Raw genomic sequence first — 20,656 nt, 5'->3', positions numbered from 1 at the left:
CACATGAGCATTACTGAAAAGCAAAAAGTACAACAAGCAGAACTACATAAGAAACTATGGTCCATCGCCAACGATCTACGTGGCACGATGGATGCCAGCGAATTCCGCAACTATATTCTAGGACTCATCTTCTACCGTTACCTGTCCGAGAAAACGGAGCAACGGGCAGCCAAACTGTTGGAAGAAGACAACCTTTCCTATCAAGAAGCATGGGCAAATACCGACTATCAAAAAGATCTAAAGGATGAATTGCTAGAACAAATCGGCTATGTCATCGAACCGCAAGACCTGTTCTCTGCCATGGTGGCACAGATCGAAAAAGGCGAACAAGGGAATTTTGACGTGGAAGTATTGGAGAAAGCCATCAGTAAAATCGAAGAATCCACTTTGGGCCATGACAGCCAAGAGGACTTCAATCACCTGTTTGACGACATGGATTTGTCCTCATCTAGACTGGGTAATTCGGTTAAAGCCCGTTCAGCACTCATCGCAAAGGTCATCATCAACCTGAATGGTATCGACTTTATGCATGAAGATGCGGAAATCGATGTACTGGGGGATGCCTATGAATACCTGATCGGACAGTTTGCGGCCAATGCAGGCAAAAAAGCGGGTGAATTCTATACGCCCCAACAAGTATCCAAAATTCTAGCAAAAATCGTAACACTCAATAAAACCGACTTGAAAAATGTTTTTGACCCAACGTGCGGCTCCGGTTCGTTGTTGCTTCGAATAGGGGATGAAGCAAAAGTTCGCCACTACTATGGACAAGAGTTAAACAGTACCACCTACAACTTAGCCCGCATGAACATGTTGCTGCATGAAGTATCCTTCCAAGATTTTAATATCGAATTAGGTGATACGTTGGAGCATCCTCATTTTGATGAGATGCGTTTTGAAGCCGTCGTTGCAAATCCACCTTACAGTGCGAACTGGAGTGCCGATGCGAAGTTTCTGGATGATGAGCGATTCAGCAGCTATGGTAGAATAGCTCCGAAATCGAAGGCGGATTTTGCCTTTGTACAACATATGATCTATCACTTGGATGACAATGGCACGATGGCGGTTGTCTTACCGCATGGAGTCCTATTCCGTGGAGCAGCAGAAGGAACCATCCGCCAGTACCTGATTGAAGAAAAGAACTTTCTGGATGCCGTCATCGGGTTACCGGCCAATGTTTTCTATGGAACCACTATTCCAACATGTATCTTGGTCTTCAAGAAATGTCGCCAAGACGACAACACAGTTCTCTTCATCGATGCTTCCAATGACTTCGAAAAGGCGAAAAACCAAAACAACCTGACCGACAAACACGTTAAGAAGATTGTTTCTGCCTACGAGAAGAGAGAAACTATCGACAAATACAGCTACGTAGCAACTTTAGATGAAATCAAGGAGAATGATTACAATCTGAACATCCCTCGTTACGTGGATACGTTTGAAGAAGAAGAACAAATTTCCCTAGAGGAAGTCGCAACCACAATTCAACAGACTCAAAAAGAAATCATGCAGGCAGAGAAAGAACTGTTTGCACTGTTTGGAGAATTGCATGGAACGAATGAAGAGATAGATCGAGAATTGCAGAATGCACTAGCGAAATTGATGAATGTTGGTGATGGGGATGAGTAGCAAAAAATACAAAACTCCTGCCATTCGCTTTAAAGGTTTTACTGACAATTGGGAACAGCGTAAGTTGAGAGATTTGGCTGAAAGTTTTAACTATGGACTAAATGCCAGTGCCATTGAATTTGATGGTGAGAATAAATATATTCGCATTACGGATATTGATGATAAAAGTCACAAATTCATACAAAGTGGTTTAACTACTCCGAATGCCGAGTTGTCGAATGCAGACGATTATTTACTTAAAGAAGGAGATATTTTATTTGCAAGAACGGGTGCAAGCGTTGGTAAAACATATCAGTATGAACGTTTAGATGGCAAAGTTTATTATGCTGGATTCCTAATAAGAGCAAGAATTAAATCAGAATTTGATACGAGTTTTATCTTTCAAAATACATTGACTGAAAGGTATAAAAACTTTATTAAAATAACATCGCAACGCTCTGGGCAGCCCGGGGTGAATGCTCAAGAGTATGCAAATTTCTCTATTCTGGTACCTACAAGAGAAGAGCAAGTTACTTTAGGGGATTTCTTCAAACAGCTGGACACTGCTATCGCTCTTCATCAGCGGCAACTGGATAACTACAAAGAATTAAAGAAAGCCATGCTGCAAAAAATCTTCAACCAAGAACTCCGTTTCAAAGATCAAGATGGTAATGATTATCCAGACTGGGATGAGAAAAAAATGGGGGAAATTGCAAAGATTAGAACAGGGTATACTCCTCCAAGAAAAGATAAAAATAACTTTGGTGGTGATATCATTTGGATTTCAGTTGCGGATATGAAAACTAAGTATATTTATGATACTAAAGAATATTTATCTGAAAAAGATGTACGAGAAGCGAAATGGATAGAGGCAGATACACTTATAATGAGTTTCAAATTAAGTGTAGGTGTATTGGCAATTACTAAAATAAAATGTATGTCCAATGAAGCAATTGCTAATTTTAAATGGAAAAATGATATTACGAATAATGAATATATGTATGCTTACTTATCTTCACAAGACATTAGTACATATGGTAATAATGCTTCTCAAGGTATTTCTCTCAATAATGAAAGCTTAAGAAAAATCAGAGTGCCAGTACCCTGTAAAGAAGAACAACAAAAAATTGCTGAATTTTTTACTTTATTAGACAAGAAAGTTGAAAGTGTAAAAAAGGGAGTAGAGTTGTTCAAAGAACAGAAAAAAGTTTTCATGCAACAGATGTTTCTATAGTTTTACTCGTGAGGAATAAAGGAGTAGTCGGTTTTTTTTAAGTTTTTTTAAATGGAGGATCAAAGATGGAAGAAATATTAGTTAATGAATCACTCGAAGAATTATTAAATAAGCAGAATTACTGTATTGTGTATGATACTAATATTTTTCTGAACTTTTATGAATATTCGCCAGAGGTTACGGATTTTTTTATAAAAATTACAGAGTCTGATATTAAGAATATAGTTATTACAAGTACAGTATATAGAGAGTTTCAAAGAAACCATATTACTTCTTTGAATAGACAAAGAAACAAGTTTAAAAATATGGCTCAAAGAATAAAGACTCCTTTAGATGTTCTTAAAAGTAAATTTGAAGTACAGTTTGGGATATTAGATGAGCTTAGAGTCACTGATATCCAGGAGCTGAGAACATCGATATTTTCTCATGTCGAGCAAATGGAGGTTGAAATAGAGGGCTATATTGAAAATCATGAAGGCTTAAATCAGTTGATTACGACTTACTTAGAGTCTGACTACATTTATAGTTTAATAAATGACATATGCAGGAAAGGAAATTTACTTGAAGACTTAAGCATAGATGAAATCTATGAATACTGTAAAGAAGGTGAAAAAAGGTATAAAAAACAAATTCCACCAGGGTATAAAGATGCTAAAGATAAAAATGGAGTTGAAGCCTATGGGGATTTGTTCATCTGGAAAGAAGCAATAGTATACTGCCTCGAAAATAAATTAGATTTAATTTTTGTTACAGATGATGTCAAAGAAGATTGGTACACGCAAGGGAATAGTTCGCCATTACAATTCAGATTGGAACTAGCTGAAGAATTCCATGAAATTACACAAAAAAATATGGTCGGGGTACCTCTACACGAGTTTGCTGTAGCCATATCAAAATTGAAAAATATTCAAGTTCCTGCATTAACGGAGTGGATTGCAGGAAATAATGTAGACCAATATATATCATCAATAGAAGAAGACGATTTAACAAGTCAAATTTTGGAGGAATTATTATATTCTGGTACTGATTTTGTTGAGGAGAGCACTTTATCTGGAGGATATGATGGTAGCTTCTTTGAATTCAATGAAAATAGCATTTCAGATTTTGAAATAGAAAAGCACTCGTTTGCTGGGATTTCAGATGGATTTGCAAAATATGATTTGATTTGTAGTTTCAGAATAGAGGCGATCAGTCAAACTTATTATGGAAAAGATGAAGACACAAATGAATCGCAATATGGAAACCCATTTTTTCATGAACTAAGTGGAGAAGTACACATAAAAATTAGTAGAGAAATTGATTCATTTTGGGAGGACGCCATAGATAGAAACAACTTTGATGAGTTAATTATCGTTGATGGTCAATTAAGTGAAGAGGATGGACATTCATTTGAATATTGTTCAGAATGTGAACGAAATGAAGCGGTCGGTTCTGATTGTTACGGTAATCCATTATGCGACCGTTGTTTGTCCAATAGTTCTGAAGGAGAAATTTGCCCAAGATGTGGGCGCAGGATTCCAATGCAGTATATGGCAGGAACAGGATTTTGCTTAAATTGTGAAAATGAAGATTGATACTCGCAAATTGAGTTCCTTTAAACGACTATGAGAATTAGTACTCAAAGTACATTAATAACCTTTTAATATGTTACGCACATGCATATCATAAATGAGAGAGTGTGATGATTCGCGTTTAGAAGGTGAGCACTAAGAGGACAATCACTAAACGGCCTATTCTTGGCCGTGTGGGATTGTCAGCTTAGGCGGAACATTCTGTGAATCAGAACACGTTTGAGAGGTTATTTTATTTAGGAGAATGTTGGTGTTTTCAGCGGTATTCCTGTAGTGTCTACCGAAATGACTAAAAAAAGAGAATAGAATCGTTTGAGCGGAAAGCCTATGATGACGGGCTTTCCGTTTTTTACCTTTCGGATCATTTAAGGCTGTAGTATAAAGCAAGACGAGAAAAAGAAATCTTAAATCAAGGCGGCTAGATAGCTATTAGACAACTGCTGAAGGAATTGTAAGGTTAAAGCTAAGTGATAAAGTGCCAACGAAATAGAGAAAAAGGAAAGCCTGTGGTGGACTTTCTTACATGTGTGGTTAAACCAAAGCACCTGCAAGTTCAATAAGGTCCCATTTCTACTTATTCCAGCTTTAATATAGTTGCATATGCACATAGTTTGTGATACTCTAATTAAGTACATGTATTTGCACATATTTTGTATGAAGAGAAGGGCAGGTGAATTATGAAGGGATATGATTACAATAAATCAATAGGGCTTAAAGTAGTAACACTTTCCCGATTGATTGGATTTGGTTTGAATAAAAGATTTAGAGAGCTTAATTGTCCACTTACATTCGAGCAGTGGAAAATTATGACTGCTCTTAATTACCAAGAAGGAATCTCACAAAATCAATTAGCTGAAATTGTAGAAAAAGATTACACGACAGTCTCCAAAATAGTTAACAATTTAATTAAGAAAAATATGCTTCGACGGACAACTGATGTGGATGACAAGAGAACCTACAATGTTTTCCTAACGAAAGAAGGCAAGGAGATTCTTGATAATCTTGCTACTGAGCAAGTACAAGCATTTTTTGATACTTTAGTTGAAGACATTTCTGAGCATGAGGTAGAAATATTTTCTTCTGTATTGGAACGTATAATAAAGAAAATCCAATGATTTTTTATTATACGTTCCAATATTTTTCCAGATATGTGCATATGCAACTAATTTTAAAATGGAGGAATAAAAAATGGAAGTATCACAAAAAATGAAAGAAAACGTAGGAATTATGGAAATCATAGAGCAAGCTGCAGAAGCATTAGGTGGAGTGGAACGAATTCGTAATCTGCGTACGCTTAAGCTTTATGGTTATGCCCAGTATGCATACATGTGGGGTGGTGGGAATATTACCGCATCCCCGGATGCGCCACAAAAATTGATTGCTGCAAACGATTTACAGCGGATTTGGGATTTTAATCATGATGGATTCCAGATGAAAGAACGCTGGAATATGCTGTTTCCATTTGCCGCTAAGTTTGGACATGCATTCTTCCCACGCAATCAGATTCTGGATGGTGCAATTGCTTATAACAACTTGCCAGATGGCAAAGCCATTCGTGTTGGTGAATTTAACCAGGATCCTATCACTGTCGATGGCAGACGCATTCGTAAGTTATGGTCACTGACGAACCCGGTATCCGTGCTTAACGCCATATTAAACAATAAAGCTCAAGTAAGTAATCTGCGGACAGAAAAAGAACTTGATCTTATTGACGTAACCGTTGATTCAAATGTAACTCTGGTTTTGGCTATCCACAAGGATTCTAAAGTTCCTCAATATGTTCAGTGGTACACAGCACAAACAAATCTGGGTGAAATAGCATTCACCACAACGTTTACGGGGTATATGCCTTTTGAGGGAATTCAGTTGCCTATGGGCTATAATACAAAAATGGATTTTAGAGAAACCGTATATCTGAAAATGTATGTTGACGGATATAAGATCGATGAGAAGGTTGAGGGTATAAAAGCGCCAATTGAAGTAGTAGAAGCTAAAGAACCACAAGTGGCAGAACCTTCCCTGGAACTTCAAGTGGTTGAAGAAGGTGTTTGGCATATAGCAGGTGTAGGGGGGACAACGGTTATTGAATTTGAAGATCATCTTGCTGTTTTTGAACTCTACTGGAGTCAAGCTGAAGCAGTGGCCATCATAGAGATGGCGAATAAACTGGTGCCTAACAAAAAGGTGACGAAACTGATTATTTCACATTATCACTTTGATCACACAGGCGGATTCCGTGCTGCAGTTGCTGCCGGACTTACGGTGTACAGTAACAGAGCAAATGAAGCTGTACTGCGTGAGATGGCCGAGCGTCCAACACCACACTTTGAAGATGTGATTGGACCTGAGACCAACAGAAACTTTGAATTTGTTCCTGTGGATGAACATCTCAGACTCAGTGATAGTAAAGCTACAGTAGATCTTTATCGAGTAGTATCCAATAACCATATGGCAGATGCTCTGTTTGCGCATATGCCTGAACAGAAAATTTTTATGGACAGTGACGTTGCGACAGCAGCATACGATTGGCAACTATGGCCAGGTAGCTATATGGATAACATTTCTCATTATGGAATTGAAGTAGAGAAGGTTACCACGGTACATGAAAGAGTGAAGACGCATCAAGAAATATTGGAATATATCGAAGGCGGTCTTCAACGCGTACTGCAACGTGAAAGTGAGCATAAGTCCAAGAATGATTACCATCCTGGATATCCTATTTTCCAAACTCGTATTTCTGATAAGTAATAAGATATATAAATTCATAGAACCTACAATTATATACATACACAACAAATTTGGAATAGAGGAATAAATAATGGAAGTATCATCACAAGTATCTCAAAGCCGACGCGGCAAGCTTATGACTGTTTTAACATTTGTGTTAGTCATTTCAGCAATGAACACAACTATGTTTAATGTTGCATTACCGACGATTGGCGAACAATTTTCTTTAGCACCCTCACAAACAGGATGGATTGTAACCAGTTATTTAATTATTTATGCAGTTGGGGCTGTTATTTATGGGAAATTAGCAGATCAGTATAAACTAAAAAATCTGATAACTATAGGGATTATTTTAATGGCTTTAGGCTCTCTCATAGGTTTTTTTGCATTAAACTATCCTTCGTTAGTTATCGCAAGGGTAATTCAAGCAGCGGGTGCATCGGTGTTACCTGCATCAGCAATGATCATTCCAACACGTCATTTTACTCCTGAAACACGTGGTCGTGCAATTGGAATGACATCAGCTGGTTTAACGTTCGGAATTGCAATAGGTCCTATTATCGCCGGACTAATTTTAATATCATTTAACTGGGAATATTTATTTATAATTCCACTTTTAATGTTTATATGTATACCGGCATTTCGAAAATACCTTGGTGATGAAACAGGAATACAGAGTAAAATTGACTTTATCGGTGCATTTTTACTTATTGCAACAATAGTATCGTTTATGTTGGCTGTTTCACAATCAAGTTTATTACTCTTTATAGCCTTTATTATTTTTCTGATTATGTTTATTTGGAGAATTAAGACGGCAACAAATCCGTTTATACATCTCGCTCTATTTAACAATAAAGCTTACACGTTAACACTTTTAACGTCAGCTTTAGGAACAGGGGTAGCGTTCTCTATGCCGTACCTCACCCCACTTATGTTTGTTAATGTTAACCATCTTTCACCATTTTCAAGTGGTCTCTTTATGTTTCCTGGGGCATTTATTGCTGTATTGCTTGCCAAAACAGGTGGTAAAATTGCAGATACCAAAGGGAATTCAACTCTTGCCTATATTACAATTGTGTTATTTTTTATCTGTTTTGCATCACTTTCGTTCGTTGCAGGCACTTCTGCATATCTTGTAATGTTCATATTAATTTTAGGATACGTTGCCCAAAGCCAATGGCAAATTGCTATGGCAAATACCTTGTCTAATACCTTATCGAAAGAACAGATTGGTATTGGAATGGGATTGTTCATGTTAGTCAATTTCGTTGCAAGCTCAATTTCTGGTACGTTTATAGGAAAAGCACTTAGCAGCAGTTCAAGTGTAAGCCTAAATCCTTTACATATTTCAGCAGATGGAACTAAATATAGTAATATATACGTAGTATTATCTGCAATTGTGGCTGTTATTGCTATTTTATATACGGTAATACTAAAATATATTGATAATAAAAAATCTCTTTAAACCTGTATTCCCGGAAAGTTATAATGAGATGAGAATCCAATGCCATCAAGCATTACAACCATTCTTGTTACAGTAATTCGGGAAGACGGATATAAGGAGGTGGATAGCATCGCCCAGCAGTCCGCCATGAGGAACCTTAGCGATGCCTATGACCGATTCTTCAAGAGCAAATGAAACCCGATCCAATCTCCTATACGACGCGACAGACCAAAGGTAACAACGCCATAGTGGGAAACAAGCTGCAGGTATCTAAGTTGGGACTGATCAAGTTAGCCAAGTCCAAAGAAGTGGACGGCATTCCTACGCCTGCTGCAGAAATGACTAAAAAAAGAGAATAGAATCGAAAAAAGCGGGAAGCCTATTGTTTTTACGGGCTTTCCGTTTTGTTTTTGGCTTCCGGATCATCAATGGTGTAACACCTATGTAATGAGAAATGCTATTTATTTTTGTCAAAATTTAAAGGGATAATAATAAAAGTAACAATAATTTGATTAGTAACGATATTAATTTATCGTTTTACAATAAATTTTGTGATATGATCATTTTATCTAAATTAGTGAGGTGCTTTAGAATGAAGGTTAAACAAGGGTCAACCACTTTTTTAAAGGTAATTATTTTTCTGCTTGAAATTGCAATGCTTGCATTGTGTTTCTTTTGGTTACCTGTGATAGCCATTAGAGAACCAAAAGCACATCCAGGGGTCTTCTCACTTTATCCCCTATTGGTATATGCGTATGGATGCTGTATTGCATTTTCTGTTGCATTGTATCAAGCTTTCAAACTACTAACCTATATTGAAACGAACAATGCTTTCACCGAGTTCTCATTTAAATCTTTGAAGGTCATAAAGAAATGTGGTTTTACAACCATCTTCTTCATTGTATTAGGGATAGTAACCTTAAGGATAATTGCTAAAGTCTCAGGAGATGATCCGGCAGGTCCTATATCATTAAGTTTAATGGGTATTTTAGCAACAAGTATCATAACTGCTATTGTGGACGTGCTTCAAAAATTATTAAAAAACATTCTAGATACAAAGCCGAAATGATTAACGTTTTGATAAAATTCAATTAGTGATGCGATTGGCACTACATCCCCAACCTCTGAACGGCTGACCTATCCACATAAACTGATGCGCCTCGCGCTAGCCGAACAAATCCACCACCTATTCATATTTAGTTTAATTCTACTTGATATAATTTATCATCATCGGAAGATCAATCACCTCTACCATCAAGGTTATTTGTTATAAAAAATAGGTCATCGCCAACAATTAAAACGTCCCTTATTCTTCCATAGTCTTCAATAAAGGAATGAACAGTTTGATTTAGAAAATCAAACTCAAGAATAGCAATCCCTCTCAATGCAGATACGTATAAGTGATTGTTCCACTCATCCATGCCAGAAGGAGCCCAAGTCTTATCAGAACCAGAGGTAAATAACGGACCTTCCATGCCCTCCTGTTCTTCTGTACCTTCAATCAGTGGCCAGCCATAATTTTTTCCTGCTTCGATTATATTAATTTCATCGTTGGCACTATTTCCATGTTCACTTGCGTACATTGTCCCATCAGGAGTCCAAACAAGCCCTTGTGGATTTCGGTGTCCATAGCTAAAAATATAGCTATTTTCAAACGGATTGTCTTCAGGTATTGTCCCATCGAGATTTAATCTCAAAATTTTCCCATTCAATGAATCTAATTCTTGAACTTCATTGAGGTTATAGGCATCTCCTACGGTTACATACAATTTATTATCTGGTCCGATGGCTAATCGACCACCGTCATGATAGTTACCTCCTGGAAGTTGATTGAGTACTATCTAAACTTCTACCCATTCATTATTTTCCAAACGCAATTTGACGATTTTATTAAATGTTCCTTTTGCGTTTATATAAGTATAATAGGCAAAAGCTTCATTATTTTCTTCAAAATTTGGGTCTAAGATAAAACCAAGTAATCCCGCCTCTGATCCACCAGATAAGTTTTCACTTAAATGAACTGTTTGCCGTTCTAACTCATTTCCTTTAATTCTTACAATATTTCCCGGTCTTTCACTAATATAAAAAACATCTTTATGCTTCTGAATTGACCAAGGCACTTTTAAATTTCCAGCTAACTCCACAGGTCCCTTACTATGCTGATTGCTTACTTCAGAGTTATTCGATGATGGCGATTGTTTTAGCGATGAGCAACCCGCTAATAGAAGTACAGCAGATAACCCCAGAAAAAAGATTTTCTTCATTTTATTTCCTCCTCTGATTTTTATTATCTATTCAGGGTATTAATCAGAATCCAAAAATTAGAGTATGTCTTTTCTTAATGTATCAGGATAATCTTGCAAGTAAAGATACACAGCTTGATAGCGTTGGTACATAAATTTGTCGTGTGTATTCTTCATCAACGTAAACAAAGTAGGAACATCATATTGGTGTATAGCCTTCATTTTTCTCCGCGCCTTCGCGAATCGGCCTCTTTAAGGTCATTTACTGCGAGGGTAGGATGAGATGAAATAATTCGGTGCAACTTATATAGATATGGATGTATCACACAAGAAGAGTATGATAAAAAAGAAGCAATAAAAGATATCCTTCTAAAATAATCCGCACATGCATGTCATAAATAATTGAGTTTTTTATTTATTATTCGGTTCTTTGACAGGGTACTTTTACAACAAAGGATGATCACAACAAGTTGATTAAATTCACCGGTGTTGAGATAATGAAGCGAAATGAACTTACTTTAACGTACCGAGAAATAAGAATGGGTAAAAGTTTGAGAGGGTGGTGGGCTATGTCTAACATAATCGAACAGGTAAGGCAGGAACTAATCAATAATTCAGACGAAACGACAAAGGAAAGCGGCAAAAGATTTTTTAAAGAAGAAGTAAGGTTCTATGGCGTAAAAACGATGACAGTCTCGAAAATTTCCAAAGAGGCATTTAAAAGCGTCAAGAAGCTTTCCAAAAAAGAAATATTTGATTTATGCGAACAGCTGTGGGTTTCCGGAATGATGGAGGAATCTTTCATTGCCTGCAATTGGGCATATGCGATCAATAAACAGTACACTGAAGATGATTTTCCTCTGTTTGAAAAATGGGTAAATGAATACGTGACCAACTGGGCAGCTTGTGATACTTTATGTAACCACACTGTTGGAACATTCTTGGAAATGTATCCGTTGCATATAGAAAAATTAAAAGATTGGACGAAATCCCAAAATAGATGGGTTAGGCGGGCATCAGCTGTATCGCTTATCATACCAGCCAAAAAAGGTCTATTTAAAGACGATATTTTTGAAATTGCCGACAGTTTATTATTGGATACTGATGATTTGGTGCAAAAAGGGTATGGCTGGATGCTGAAGTCCTTATGCACCAAGTATGAAGATGAGGTATACCAGTATGTGTTAAGCAAGCGGGACACAATGCCAAGAACTGCATTAAGGTATGCTATTGAAAAAATGCCAAAGCCAATGAAGCAGGAGGCAATGAAAAGAGAGAAGAAAAAGTGAGTAAGAGTCAGCATTCTCACTTTCGTAGCTTTTGTAATCTATATTTATACGCTGCAAAAAGAAGTGATTTTTTTGAGGAGCAGGGCATCAGTATAGTTCAGTTTGCGGTTCAATAATTAAGAGGTGAAATCAGATGGATAATCAATTTAATCCGAACAACAAGATCATTCAACTACTTCTTCGGGGTATGGGCATGGAAGACAGCGGCAAACCTGAAGCGGCAAACTTACTATTTCTTAAAGCCTGGAGTGAAGCGACAGACGATTTCGAAAAATTCATTGCAGCTTATTATGTGGCCCGAGATCAAAAAAATAGTTCAGACAAATTGAAATGGTTCGAAACATCTTTGCAGTTTGCGTTAAAACTGAATGATGAGGCGGTTGAGAGCGCTTTTACATCGTTATATTTGAACATCGCGAAATGCTATAAGGCGTTATCCGATTCTGAAAAGGCGAAAGAGAATTACGATCTATCAAATTCGTATAGGGGAACGCCTTCTGACCCAGGCCCCTTTTTTCATGGGACAAAAGCAGATTTGCAGGTTGGTGATCTGCTGACAGCAATGGAGGAATCGAATTATAGACCCGAACTCAAAATGAACCACATTTATTTCACAGCCTTGGTTAGTGGTGCGGGACTTGCAGCCGGATTAGCAAAAGGAGATGGAAGTGAACGCGTTTATATCGTAGAACCGACAGGGGAATTTGAAAATGACCCAAATGTTACTGACAAGAAATTTCCAGGGAACCTGACGCGTTCTTATCGTTCACAAGCACCTTTAAAAATTGTTGGCGAAGCAACAGATTGGTTGCGACAGACGCCTGAGGAACTTCGGGTATGGCGTGAAAAGTTGGCCAATAATAAAGGCGAAATTATTAATTGAGGAAGCAACTTTCGCCTCGGAAATTTAGATCATTATCCGACAGGTCCTAAATTACGGAGAGACCCCGATAGTCTTTTATGTACAAAAATGTTAAAATTCGATTAATAGTAAGTGTTTGTGCATTAAAATACGGGAGGGCTTTGGAAATGGATAACGAAAAAAATAAAAAAGATTTACGCATCAACAGCTTCGTTTACGATGGGGTTGTGAAGTCGCCGAATCGTGCGATGCTACGCGCGACAGGCATGCATGACGAAGACTTTAAAAAGCCTATGGTAGGAGTGATCAGCACGTGGGCTGAGAACACACCTTGCAATATACACTTGAACGACTTGGCTGCAATCGCAAAAGACGGCATTAAAAAGCAGCGCGGTTGGCCAATCCAGTTTACGACAGTGACCGTTTCGGACGGCATCGCCATGGGCACGCCGGGAATGAGCTATTCGTTGCCTTCGCGCGATCTGATTGCGGACTCGATCGAAATTGCTGTTGGTGGCCAAAATTTGGACGCATTCATCAGCATCGGCGGCTGTGACAAAAACATGCCGGGCTCTGTCATTGCGATGGCAAATGCGAACATTCCCTCCATTTTTGTTTATGGGGGTACGATTGCGCCGGGGCAAGATGAGGATGGCAACGACATCGATCTCGTATCCGTTTTTGAAGCCATCGGAAAGTGGAACAACGGCGAAATGACGGAAGAAGAAGTACGGGCGATCGAGTGCAACGCCTGTCCTGGACCAGGGGCTTGCGGCGGAATGTACACGGCCAACACAATGGCATCGGCAATCGAAACGATGGGGCTGAGTTTGCCGGGCTCATCGTCAAACCCTGCGGCAACGGGTGATAAATTGAAGGATGTCTTCGAGGCAGGTGAAGCAATCATCGGTTTGATCGAAAAAAATATCCGTCCGCGCGACATCATCACGCGCAAATCTTTGGAAAATGCCGTGGTGATCACGATGGCATTGGGCGGATCGACTAATGCGATCTTGCATATATTGGCGATTGCCCATGCCGCTGAGGTGGAGTTTGCGATTGAGGACTTCAATGATATCCAAAAACGGGTACCGCATTTGGCAAATCTGAAACCTTCAGGAAAATATGTCTTCCAAGATCTATACAATGTCGGAGGGGTGCCCGCCGTTCAGAAATACTTGTTTGATAACGGCTTGTTGCACGGAGACTGTTTGACCGTAACCGGAAAGACGTTGGCGGAAAACTTGGAAAACGTTGCACCTTTAGCAGAAGGCCAGGACGTGGTTATGACGCTTGAGAATCCGAAACGCAAAGATGGCCCGTTGATTGTCTTGAAAGGCAATCTTGCTCCTGATGGCGCCGTCGTAAAAGTTTCCGGGCTGAAGGAACGACGCCATGAAGGGCCGGCGAAGGTTTTCGACACCGAAGAAGCGGCGATCGAAGCGACGCTGAACGGAGAGATTATTGAAGGTGATGTGGTGGTTGTCCGCTTTGTCGGTCCTAAAGGTGGGCCGGGTATGCCAGAAATGTTGTCCTTATCAAGCATCATTTCCGGCAAGGGCATCAAAGTGTGTCTGATCACAGATGGCCGTTTTTCAGGCGGTTCACACGGATTCGTGGTTGGGCATGTCGCACCGGAAGCACAAGACGGCGGCCCGATTGCCTTGCTGGAAACGAATGATACGATCATCATTGACCAGGATACGCGTGAGTTGACGATGCAAGTATCTGATGAAGCGTTGGCCAAACGACGCGAAAAACTGGTGTTGCCGCCTTTGCATACACGGGGTGTCCTGGGAAAATATGCACATATCGTTTCATCCGCATCGAAAGGCGCCGTTACCGACTTTTTCAACCGCAATCCATTTAAGGAAAAATAAAGGAGGGTGCCGCATAGTGGAAAAGGGCATCACGTACACTGGTCTGGCTGACCAGCATAAGGAAGAACTGGAAGAAAAACTGATGAACGTCATGGATACGGAAATCGGCCTCGATATCGTCAATCTCGGATTGATTTATGGCATCAACCTGGATGCTGCCGGGGTTTGTACTGTCCGATTAACGTTTACGGGCGCCGGCTGTTCTTGTTCAGAGCATATTTTAAAGGGAGTCCATGAACAGCTTGAACCGCTGGCATTCATCAATGAAGTCGAAATTACAATCGTGTGGAGTCCGGCCTGGGTGTTGGATCGCATCACCCGCTACGGCCGCATTTCTCTTGGAATCAATCCAGGCAGATAAGAAAAAGGATCGGAACAAAGTGTATCAAAAACACTTCGTTCCGATCCTTTTTTTGTATGAACTCAAGTAATGCTGGATTCGTAAGCGACTTTCTTTTATCGAAGAACGGGCGCCATCAAAACTTTGCCTGTTCCGCGATAAACGTTAACCAAACCTTCGCCGGATGCGGCTGAACCCATAAGTGTCTTGCCAGATCGTTCCACTGTAAATTCCAGGCTGCCGGACCAAGCAATCGCCATGTTTCCATCAATCTTTAGTTCATCATTTTCCAACTCTATTTCTATCAGTTCTTCTCTGGGTACATACGATTCAAGCGCGACAATTCCCCCACCAGAAAGACCCAGGTTGAAAAGACCTTCTCCGCCCATTGCAATAGAAGAAAGGTTGGACTTCATAACGGCTTTATGGTTCAATTCTGAATCACAAGCTAAAAACAACCCATCTTCGATCACGATTGAGCCATTCCAGTCATCGACATCAATAAGCAAAATATGTTTATAGGTTGGTTCTAGTACCAGTTTGCCGGTTCCGGTGTACTCAGGTTTAATTGCGGATTCATTAGTGACCTTTCCTCGAAGAGCTTTTCCAAAAAAATCGCCCACGCCTTTAATTCCTGTTGTAGCACTGACATCACCCACCATCCACTGCATAGCTCCTGACTGAACGGTAATGTCGGAACGACTGACATCGCACACCAGCTGTCTTCTTCTGACGTTCATTTCAGAAGCGTAGTAGGCAGCTTGAGCTGTTAAATGATCGACACTCAAATCTTTTAAATATTCCACTACTTTAAAAGCTCCCAGCTCTTCAACAATCTTCACATCATTGTTATCTTCAAAATTTCTTACTTTAAACATATTCGTTTTCCTTCTTTCTTTTACAGAATCAATAGTTGTTTCTGATCAATAAAGGCTTATTCAATTTCGCTGTATCATTGTCTATTATTATAGCACTATTTTGATTTGCTCCCAATATCTAGACGGGTACTGATAAAGCAATTGAAGAGGAACGCTTATGTTGCTATCCGTAGAAGCAGAAAAGTCTTGACTCTCAGAGCCAAGACTTTTCATTCATTGTTGCGGATAAAGGTTGGTTGGTGTCACCGAAATGATTTAATATTCCAATGCCTTCAAATCTTCAATCGTAACTTCTTGCTCAACATAGCCATCAACCATGAACCCACTTAAAATTGAAAACTCTTTATAAAGGATGTCATACGCTGCTATATCGGTATTGAAATTTTCTTTGTTCAATTGTTGGATCAGTGCCTTCGTTTTAGCTTGCGTGTCGCTGTCAAGTTCCCAGCTATCCGGTCTCAGGCGGCCAACTTCATCATACTCGGCTTTGTCGCCAAAAATCATATCGCGATAAATGCGGTCGATGTGCATGATTGGTGTTTCATGCGTGCCTTTTTCCGTCATTACTTTGTAAAGCGCGATGCAGTAAACAGGGAAAAATGGAATAACCGAGCTTGCTTTAGTGGTCACAGCAGTTGCAACCACAATCTGGGCTTTTCCGTGGATGTCAGCCAATAACGTATTGATGGTCTGCGCCTTTTCATCACAGTCTGCTTTAGCAAGACCAAGGGTACCGCCACCGTAATAAGGATGGTTCAGCTCTGTTCCTAAATAAGAATAATTGGTCGTCAGAACTCCTTCAGCCAACACATCGGCTTCTTTCAGTGCTTCCATCCATAATTGCCAGTCTTCTCCACCCATAACTTTGAGCGTGCCAGCGATTTCTTGGTCATTCGCGGGTTCCAGCGTTTCCGTATAGAAATCCTGATTCTGCATATTGATATTAGGGCCAACCACTGGCTCCCCAAGGGCTTTGATTGCGGAAGTGTACGTCTCTCCGGTATCGGGATCAGTCCTTCTGCCGCTTGCCAGGCTATAAACGACCAGGTCTACTTTGCCGCCAAACTCGTTCTTGATGTACTCAATGACTTCTTTCTTGCTTTCGTGGCTGAAGGCGTCCTGCACAAAATTTTTGGCGATCAGGCCTTCTTTTTCAGCGGCTTCACGGAAAGCGATATTGTTGTACCAACCGGCTGTGCCGAGATTCCTTTCGTTCTTCGGTCCCTTTTCAAAAGAAACGCCGATCGTGTCCGCGCCCGCGCCGAAAGCCAGATTGATCCGGGTGGCTAAACCGTAGCTTGATGATGCACCAATGATCAGTACCTTTTTCGGGCCTTGAAAAGTCCCTTTGTTTTTGACAAAGTCGATTTCATTCAATACTTCCTGCTTGCATCCAAGCGGGTTTACACCAAGGGCTACATTTCCCCGTATATTTTGTTTAAATTGCAACATGATTGATTATCCTCCATTGAAATGTCATAAGAATATAATACCAGAAAATGCTTCTCAAGAATAATTATCTGCCAAAATTTCGAGTTTAAGTTAGCCACTTGTTTTTACCCGTTGATGGGCTCAACTGAACGTCATATTACATAATAAAAAAACTGGATATCTATGGTGTTCATTTTTGTACATTGGAGAAGCAGAGGTGTACAATTAAAGTGTGATATATTGAACAAATTGTGAGTCTGAAAACAAACTAAATAGTAGAAGTCCATTTTGTGAAAGTAGCTCAGATTACAGAAGAGCTATACAAAACCGGAAATGATATACGGGAAATAGCATTCGGAAATTCCGTGACGGGGGTGAAAAACGATCTGAACAACGAATATTAACAGAAATTCATCAAAGCGAGGTGAAGAATAGTTTAGTTTGATTGAGCCACTGTATCCTTTTGGCGTAAAAAATTAATTAGGGTACAAGGATTCAATAACGTTGAAATATTCAAGATGATAATTCTTTTTTAGATGGAAACCGCAATCACGCTATTCAATAGTGAGGAATCAGAGTTCTATACACGATTTAACGAGGCGCCTATTATATATGGATTTAGAAATTTGATAGGGGGCGATCAAATTGATGGACAGAAAGTTGATTGAAGAAACAATAAAAGTCGTAAGAGAGAATCCGGATGCACAAGATGCCGAAATACAAAAGAAAGTGGAAGATATAGTGGGATATACCGGGATACCTTTTGTTTATAAATATTCTATCGTTATTCTAGGCATTTTGGCTTTAACTGCTGCATTTGCGGGGGTAATAGTGCTCATTATAGACCCAACTGGGGCGAGCAAGATTCCTGAAGCGTTAGTTGCTATTGGATCAGCATCAGTAGGTGCTTTAGTCGGAATCTTTGCACAAACGCCTAAAAACGACGGGAAATAATGGTCCAGAAGATGAATATCATAGTCAATGTCGGTTCCCAAGGGTTCTAACAGAATGAGTTAAAATCTGAAATAGGCAGATTAAAGCGGTTCGTTCTTGAGAACCACCCTAGGGTAAGAACAACCTACACTTTACAATCTTTGGAATAGGAACACTTTTTCGGGGGGGAAATAATTAAGGTAACAATGCTGGTTTTAATCATGCATTCAGCTGCGCCGTGGACACTGAGCTTTTTGCAGCAGAAATGACTTGAAAAAGAGAATCGAATCGATAAAGCGGAAAGCCTATTGTGTGACAGGATTTTCGCTTTTTTTCGCCTACGTATGTGAGCGCTATAATGGGTGTTTGGTAGTTTGCAAAAAAGCCAACATATAGAAGGACTTTACAGAAAAGAGAAACTGTTCCAGGCAAATTAACTATAGATGAGGAAAGAGGATATCGAAAATGAAAAAGAGGCTACTTATTACTGTCCCGGTTATCGTTATTCTTATTGCGTCCATCGTCGCAAGTATTTTACTGATTAACATAAAGCCGGACACATCCCAAGTCAGCACCGCAAAAAAAGTAGCGGATTACACCGATCCAGCAGTTGTGTATCTATATGATGGCGTGAGTGTTGAATGGACATATTACGGAACCGGTGATTCTTATTATGATGATCTGCTTTACAATTTCTTCCAGGGGATCGGCACTGTGGATCAATTTGGCGCTCAAGGATCCGGGTTTATCATAAACGAAAATGGATATATCGTCACAAACGCTCATGTTGTTGAATATTCCAAATTGGATGATCAGGACTTGGCGGATATGTCTTTAACCTACTATGCCGACCAATTCAGTTCTTATCTGACCTCTATTGGCATTTCAGAAACCTATGACAACGCCTATGATTTCCTGTGGAGCTACATGGCATGGACCAATGTTGATAGGAGTCTTATAGTGGTCCTTCCGGGCAGCGAGGTTACTGATGTCCAACAGATAGACAGTAAAATCATGTTCAATGGCGAAATCAAGAGCTACGGCGCACCTACAGGAGAAGGGAAAGATGTCGCCATAGTCAAGATTGAGGCGGATAATCTTCCAACCTTGAGCCTTGCGAATTCGGATGAAGTTCAGCTTCAAGATAGCGTATGGGCGTTCGGTTTCCCGGCCGCTGCGGAATCGAGTGCGCTTTCTCCTGATGCTGCTTTGGTTGTTTCTGTGACTTCCGGGAATATTTCGGCTGTGGACAAACGTTCGACGCAAGGCGCACCTATTCTACAAATGGATGCAGCCATCACCCACGGCAGCAGCGGCGGGCCCATCGTCAAAGAAAATGGCGGTGTTATCGGGATTTCAACATTCGGGGGTGACACCGTCAACGGTCAGGAAGTTCAAGGATTCAATTTCATTGTCCCTTCAAACACCATAAAGGAATTCGTTTCCCAATCTGGCGGTTCCAATGAAGAAGGAGCAGTAGATAAACTTTACAAAGAGGGGCTCAATTTGTATTGGGGCGGGTACTACAAAGATGCCCTGTCGAAATTTGAGGCGGTCAAGAGGCTTTTTCCTGAACATTCTGAAATCGACAAGCTCATAGAAAATTCACAGAAGAAAAGTTCCGAGAGCAAGACACTCTGGTCAAATTATAAGACTGCCTTCATAAGCTATGATGTTATGGCAGCAGTGGCTATTGGACTTCTTCTGTTGTTCACCTTCAAAGGGAAAAAAACATCCAAGAAAAAAGGCAGTGGGGCTGAAACAGAACCGGCTGCGGAAAAGGAAATCACTTCCCAAGTTTCCTCCAAAGATGGTGACGACAACTCCGAGAGTGAACCGAACAGTAATACGAATGATGACTATATTGGGGAGTAGCAACGAGAGTGAAATCCAATGTAGGCTTGGAAGTAGAAACTGTTAGCTGGATAAAAAGCAATTTAGAATTTGATTCATGCAGTCCTGGTGAAGAAGTTATTGTGCCCAATAGATGGCAAAAAGAGACGCTGGAAATACAACTGATTTCAAATATAGATTTTATCCATGAAGCATCGGACAAGTAAGAAGGCCAAAATCCCATAAACGGATCTTGGCCTTTCTTTTTTTCGAAAATTTTAAAGTTTTCCATGCTTGTTCAATAAACATTCACTTTAACGACATCCTCCGAAATTAGATTGTAGGCGCCGTACTTTTTTATTTGTTACATTGGAAGTTACACC

The 20,656-nt window shown here is 39.8% G+C and carries 17 protein-coding genes and 1 pseudogene; 15 read left to right on the top strand and 3 right to left on the bottom strand.

Going from position 1 to position 20,656, the window contains the following annotated elements:
• Positions 1–3: 3 nt before the first annotated feature.
• From WBM30_RS03550 to WBM30_RS03515, 8 genes are all read left to right on the top strand, one after another.
• Positions 4–1,629 (top strand): type I restriction-modification system subunit M, encoded by a 1,626-nt coding sequence (locus WBM30_RS03550; protein WP_424899403.1) that lies wholly within the window; start codon positions 4–6, stop codon positions 1,627–1,629.
• Complete coding sequence (locus WBM30_RS03545) at positions 1,622–2,842, top strand: restriction endonuclease subunit S (RefSeq protein ID WP_424899402.1); 1,221 nt, start codon at positions 1,622–1,624, stop codon at positions 2,840–2,842. Before WBM30_RS03550 ends, WBM30_RS03545 begins: the two co-directional genes overlap by 8 nt.
• 65 nt (positions 2,843–2,907) lie before the next feature.
• Positions 2,908–4,416, top strand: coding sequence for a PIN-like domain-containing protein (locus WBM30_RS03540; RefSeq protein WP_424899401.1), 1,509 nt, complete (start codon positions 2,908–2,910; stop codon positions 4,414–4,416).
• 674 nt (positions 4,417–5,090) lie between these two features.
• Positions 5,091–5,528: a MarR family winged helix-turn-helix transcriptional regulator gene (locus WBM30_RS03535; RefSeq protein ID WP_424899400.1), complete on the top strand. Its 438-nt coding sequence runs from the start codon at positions 5,091–5,093 to the stop codon at positions 5,526–5,528.
• Between the two features lie 73 nt (positions 5,529–5,601).
• Positions 5,602–7,161 (top strand): MBL fold metallo-hydrolase, encoded by a 1,560-nt coding sequence (locus WBM30_RS03530; RefSeq protein WP_424899399.1) that lies wholly within the window; start codon positions 5,602–5,604, stop codon positions 7,159–7,161.
• A gap of 70 nt (positions 7,162–7,231) precedes the next feature.
• Positions 7,232–8,605, top strand: coding sequence for an MFS transporter (locus tag WBM30_RS03525; protein ID WP_424899398.1), 1,374 nt, complete (start codon positions 7,232–7,234; stop codon positions 8,603–8,605).
• Between the two features lie 170 nt (positions 8,606–8,775).
• Entirely contained in the window at positions 8,776–8,943 is a 168-nt protein-coding gene (locus WBM30_RS03520; RefSeq protein ID WP_424899397.1) for a hypothetical protein, read from the top strand.
• 233 nt (positions 8,944–9,176) lie between these two features.
• Positions 9,177–9,653, top strand: a complete 477-nt coding sequence (locus WBM30_RS03515) for a DUF2975 domain-containing protein (protein WP_424899396.1) — start codon at positions 9,177–9,179, stop codon at positions 9,651–9,653.
• A 169-nt stretch (positions 9,654–9,822) separates the two neighbouring features.
• Here WBM30_RS03515 and WBM30_RS03510 read toward each other — a convergent pair.
• A pseudogene (locus tag WBM30_RS03510) lies at positions 9,823–10,848 on the bottom strand (PQQ-dependent sugar dehydrogenase).
• 548 nt (positions 10,849–11,396) lie between these two features.
• Here WBM30_RS03510 and WBM30_RS03505 point away from each other — a divergent pair.
• The 4 genes from WBM30_RS03505 to WBM30_RS03490 all read left to right on the top strand — a co-directional run bounded on the left by WBM30_RS03505 (position 11,397) and on the right by WBM30_RS03490 (position 15,219).
• Positions 11,397–12,116 carry a DNA alkylation repair protein gene (locus WBM30_RS03505; protein ID WP_424899395.1) on the top strand — a complete coding sequence of 240 codons (720 nt, stop codon included), beginning with the start codon at positions 11,397–11,399 and terminating at the stop codon, positions 12,114–12,116.
• Between the two features lie 406 nt (positions 12,117–12,522).
• The gene (gene arr / locus WBM30_RS03500) at positions 12,523–12,999 is read left to right on the top strand and encodes an NAD(+)--rifampin ADP-ribosyltransferase (protein WP_424899422.1); all 477 of its coding nucleotides are present in this window, start codon (positions 12,523–12,525) and stop codon (positions 12,997–12,999) included.
• Between the two features lie 146 nt (positions 13,000–13,145).
• Positions 13,146–14,858 carry a dihydroxy-acid dehydratase gene (gene ilvD / locus WBM30_RS03495; protein ID WP_424899394.1) on the top strand — a complete coding sequence of 571 codons (1,713 nt, stop codon included), beginning with the start codon at positions 13,146–13,148 and terminating at the stop codon, positions 14,856–14,858.
• Positions 14,859–14,874: 16 nt separating this feature from the next.
• Positions 14,875–15,219 (top strand): metal-sulfur cluster assembly factor, encoded by a 345-nt coding sequence (locus tag WBM30_RS03490; RefSeq protein WP_424899393.1) that lies wholly within the window; start codon positions 14,875–14,877, stop codon positions 15,217–15,219.
• A 95-nt stretch (positions 15,220–15,314) separates the two neighbouring features.
• Here WBM30_RS03490 and WBM30_RS03485 read toward each other — a convergent pair whose 3' ends face one another.
• Positions 15,315–16,076 carry an AIM24 family protein gene (locus WBM30_RS03485; protein WP_424899392.1) on the bottom strand — a complete coding sequence of 254 codons (762 nt, stop codon included), beginning with the start codon at positions 16,074–16,076 and terminating at the stop codon, positions 15,315–15,317.
• Between the two features lie 255 nt (positions 16,077–16,331).
• Complete coding sequence (gene fabV / locus WBM30_RS03480; RefSeq protein ID WP_424899391.1) at positions 16,332–17,528, bottom strand: enoyl-ACP reductase FabV; 1,197 nt, start codon at positions 17,526–17,528, stop codon at positions 16,332–16,334.
• 624 nt (positions 17,529–18,152) lie between these two features.
• Here fabV and WBM30_RS03475 point away from each other — a divergent pair.
• The 3 genes from WBM30_RS03475 (at position 18,153) to WBM30_RS03465 (ending at position 20,500) form a co-directional block, all read left to right on the top strand.
• Entirely contained in the window at positions 18,153–18,461 is a 309-nt protein-coding gene (locus WBM30_RS03475) for a hypothetical protein (RefSeq protein WP_424899390.1), read from the top strand.
• Between the two features lie 444 nt (positions 18,462–18,905).
• Positions 18,906–20,315, top strand: coding sequence for a S1C family serine protease (locus WBM30_RS03470; RefSeq protein ID WP_424899389.1), 1,410 nt, complete (start codon positions 18,906–18,908; stop codon positions 20,313–20,315).
• Positions 20,316–20,323: 8 nt separating this feature from the next.
• Positions 20,324–20,500 carry a hypothetical protein gene (locus WBM30_RS03465; protein WP_424899388.1) on the top strand — a complete coding sequence of 59 codons (177 nt, stop codon included), beginning with the start codon at positions 20,324–20,326 and terminating at the stop codon, positions 20,498–20,500.
• Positions 20,501–20,656 lie beyond the last annotated feature (156 nt).

The organism is Trichococcus sp. (genome assembly GCF_049684335.1).
Taxonomy (GTDB): domain Bacteria; phylum Bacillota; class Bacilli; order Lactobacillales; family Aerococcaceae; genus Trichococcus.
Note: the sequence above shows the minus strand (reverse complement) of the source record. Positions and strands in the feature narration are given on the sequence as shown.

What these genes read in the sequence shown, in the direction of transcription:
- WBM30_RS03550 (WP_424899403.1), top strand. Translation starts at nt 4, where the DNA reads ATGAGCATTACTGAAAAGCAAAAAGTACAACAAGCAGAACTACATAAG.
- WBM30_RS03545 (WP_424899402.1), top strand. Translation starts at nt 1,622, where the DNA reads ATGAGTAGCAAAAAATACAAAACTCCTGCCATTCGCTTTAAAGGTTTT.
- WBM30_RS03540 (WP_424899401.1), top strand. Translation starts at nt 2,908, where the DNA reads ATGGAAGAAATATTAGTTAATGAATCACTCGAAGAATTATTAAATAAG.
- WBM30_RS03535 (WP_424899400.1), top strand. Translation starts at nt 5,091, where the DNA reads ATGAAGGGATATGATTACAATAAATCAATAGGGCTTAAAGTAGTAACA.
- WBM30_RS03530 (WP_424899399.1), top strand. Translation starts at nt 5,602, where the DNA reads ATGGAAGTATCACAAAAAATGAAAGAAAACGTAGGAATTATGGAAATC.
- WBM30_RS03525 (WP_424899398.1), top strand. Translation starts at nt 7,232, where the DNA reads ATGGAAGTATCATCACAAGTATCTCAAAGCCGACGCGGCAAGCTTATG.
- WBM30_RS03520 (WP_424899397.1), top strand. Translation starts at nt 8,776, where the DNA reads ATGAAACCCGATCCAATCTCCTATACGACGCGACAGACCAAAGGTAAC.
- WBM30_RS03515 (WP_424899396.1), top strand. Translation starts at nt 9,177, where the DNA reads ATGAAGGTTAAACAAGGGTCAACCACTTTTTTAAAGGTAATTATTTTT.
- WBM30_RS03505 (WP_424899395.1), top strand. Translation starts at nt 11,397, where the DNA reads ATGTCTAACATAATCGAACAGGTAAGGCAGGAACTAATCAATAATTCA.
- ilvD (WP_424899394.1), top strand. Translation starts at nt 13,146, where the DNA reads ATGGATAACGAAAAAAATAAAAAAGATTTACGCATCAACAGCTTCGTT.
- WBM30_RS03485 (WP_424899392.1), bottom strand. Translation starts at nt 16,076, where the DNA reads ATGTTTAAAGTAAGAAATTTTGAAGATAACAATGATGTGAAGATTGTT.
- fabV (WP_424899391.1), bottom strand. Translation starts at nt 17,528, where the DNA reads ATGTTGCAATTTAAACAAAATATACGGGGAAATGTAGCCCTTGGTGTA.
- WBM30_RS03470 (WP_424899389.1), top strand. Translation starts at nt 18,906, where the DNA reads ATGAAAAAGAGGCTACTTATTACTGTCCCGGTTATCGTTATTCTTATT.